At 52.7% G+C, this 3150-nt stretch carries 1 rRNA gene; it reads left to right on the forward strand.

Annotated elements, in window-relative coordinates:
- Positions 1–214 precede the first annotated feature (214 nt).
- Positions 215–3142 (forward strand): 23S ribosomal RNA (locus tag BTW01_RS17740).
- Positions 3143–3150 lie beyond the last annotated feature (8 nt).

A 3150-nucleotide genomic window follows, 5' to 3' on the forward strand; every position in this document is an offset into this window, starting at 1 on the left:
ATATAAGACCTTGGGTCTTATAAACAGAACGTTCCCTGTCTTGTTTAGTTTTGAAGGATCATTCCTTCGAATATAGGATCACCTGCTACATGCACCACATCCTGTGGTAACGCATGTGTTAGCACGTCCTATGCGTTGTTCTTTGAAAACTAGATAACAGTAGACATCACATTCAATTAGTAACACAAGATATCACATAGTGATTCTTTTTAACGGTTAAGTTAGAAAGGGCGCACGGTGGATGCCTTGGCACTAGGAGCCGATGAAGGACGGGACGAACACCGATATGCTTCGGGGAGCTGTAAGCAAGCTTTGATCCGGAGATTTCCGAATGGGGAAACCCACCACTCGTAATGGAGTGGTATCCATATCTGAATTCATAGGATATGAGAAGGCAGACCCGGGGAACTGAAACATCTAAGTACCCGGAGGAAGAGAAAGCAAATGCGATTCCCTGAGTAGCGGCGAGCGAAACGGGAACAGCCCAAACCAAGAGGCTTGCCTCTTGGGGTTGTAGGACACTCTATACGGAGTTACAAAAGAACGAGGTAGATGAAGAGGTCTGGAAAGGCCCGCCATAGGAGGTAACAGCCCTGTAGTCAAAACTTCGTTCTCTCCAGAGTGGATCCTGAGTACGGCGGAACACGTGAAATTCCGTCGGAATCCGGGAGGACCATCTCCCAAGGCTAAATACTCCCTAGTGACCGATAGTGAACCAGTACCGTGAGGGAAAGGTGAAAAGCACCCCGGAAGGGGAGTGAAAGAGATCCTGAAACCGTGTGCCTACAAGTAGTCAGAGCCCGTTAACGGGTGATGGCGTGCCTTTTGTAGAATGAACCGGCGAGTTACGATCCCGTGCAAGGTTAAGCAGAAGATGCGGAGCCGCAGCGAAAGCGAGTCTGAATAGGGCGCATGAGTACGTGGTCGTAGACCCGAAACCAGGTGATCTACCCATGTCCAGGGTGAAGTTCAGGTAACACTGAATGGAGGCCCGAACCCACGCACGTTGAAAAGTGCGGGGATGAGGTGTGGGTAGGGGTGAAATGCCAATCGAACCTGGAGATAGCTGGTTCTCTCCGAAATAGCTTTAGGGCTAGCCTCAAGGTAAGAGTCTTGGAGGTAGAGCACTGATTGGACTAGGGGCCCCTACCGGGTTACCGAATTCAGTCAAACTCCGAATGCCAATGACTTATCCTTGGGAGTCAGACTGCGAGTGATAAGATCCGTAGTCGAAAGGGAAACAGCCCAGACCGCCAGCTAAGGTCCCAAAGTATACGTTAAGTGGAAAAGGATGTGGAGTTGCTTAGACAACCAGGATGTTGGCTTAGAAGCAGCCACCATTTAAAGAGTGCGTAATAGCTCACTGGTCGAGTGACTCTGCGCCGAAAATGTACCGGGGCTAAACGTATCACCGAAGCTGCGGACTGTTCTTCGAACAGTGGTAGGAGAGCGTTCTAAGGGCAGAGAAGCCAGACCGGAAGGACTGGTGGAGCGCTTAGAAGTGAGAATGCCGGTATGAGTAGCGAAAGAGGGGTGAGAATCCCCTCCACCGAATGCCTAAGGTTTCCTGAGGAAGGCTCGTCCGCTCAGGGTTAGTCGGGACCTAAGCCGAGGCCGAAAGGCGTAGGCGATGGACAACAGGTTGATATTCCTGTACCACCTCCTCACCATTTGAGCAATGGGGGGACGCAGGAGGATAGGGTAAGCGCGGTATTGGATATCCGCGTCCAAGCAGTTAGGCTGGGAAATAGGCAAATCCGTTTCCCATAAGGCTGAGCTGTGATGGCGAGCGAAATATAGTAGCGAAGTTCCTGATTCCACACTGCCAAGAAAAGCCTCTAGCGAGGTGAGAGGTGCCCGTACCGCAAACCGACACAGGTAGGCGAGGAGAGAATCCTAAGGTGATCGAGAGAACTCTCGTTAAGGAACTCGGCAAAATGACCCCGTAACTTCGGGAGAAGGGGTGCTCTGTTAGGGTGCAAGCCCGAGAGAGCCGCAGTGAATAGGCCCAGGCGACTGTTTAGCAAAAACACAGGTCTCTGCGAAGCCGCAAGGCGAAGTATAGGGGCTGACGCCTGCCCGGTGCTGGAAGGTTAAGAGGAGCGCTTAGCGTAAGCGAAGGTGCGAATTGAAGCCCCAGTAAACGGCGGCCGTAACTATAACGGTCCTAAGGTAGCGAAATTCCTTGTCGGGTAAGTTCCGACCCGCACGAAAGGCGCAACGATCTGGGCACTGTCTCAACGAGAGACTCGGTGAAATTATAGTACCTGTGAAGATGCAGGTTACCCGCGACAGGACGGAAAGACCCCGTGGAGCTTTACTGCAGCCTGATATTGAATGTTGGTACAGCTTGTACAGGATAGGTAGGAGCCTTGGAAACCGGAGCGCTAGCTTCGGTGGAGGCATCGGTGGGATACTACCCTGGCTGTATTGACCTTCTAACCCGCCGCCCTTATCGGGCGGGGAGACAGTGTCAGGTGGGCAGTTTGACTGGGGCGGTCGCCTCCTAAAAGGTAACGGAGGCGCCCAAAGGTTCCCTCAGAATGGTTGGAAATCATTCGCAGAGTGTAAAGGCACAAGGGAGCTTGACTGCGAGACCTACAAGTCGAGCAGGGACGAAAGTCGGGCTTAGTGATCCGGTGGTTCCGCATGGAAGGGCCATCGCTCAACGGATAAAAGCTACCCCGGGGATAACAGGCTTATCTCCCCCAAGAGTCCACATCGACGGGGAGGTTTGGCACCTCGATGTCGGCTCATCGCATCCTGGGGCTGTAGTCGGTCCCAAGGGTTGGGCTGTTCGCCCATTAAAGCGGTACGCGAGCTGGGTTCAGAACGTCGTGAGACAGTTCGGTCCCTATCCGTCGCGGGCGCAGGAAATTTGAGAGGAGCTGTCCTTAGTACGAGAGGACCGGGATGGACGCACCGCTGGTGTACCAGTTGTTCTGCCAAGGGCATCGCTGGGTAGCTATGTGCGGACGGGATAAGTGCTGAAAGCATCTAAGCATGAAGCCCCCCTCAAGATGAGATTTCCCATTCCGCAAGGAAGTAAGATCCCTGAAAGATGATCAGGTTGATAGGTCTGAGGTGGAAGTGTGGCGACACATGGAGCTGACAGATACTAATCGATCGAGGACTTAACCACATTTGAAT

This window comes from Bacillus sp. SKDU12, assembly GCF_010093085.1.
Lineage (GTDB): Bacteria > Bacillota > Bacilli > Bacillales > Bacillaceae > Bacillus > Bacillus mexicanus.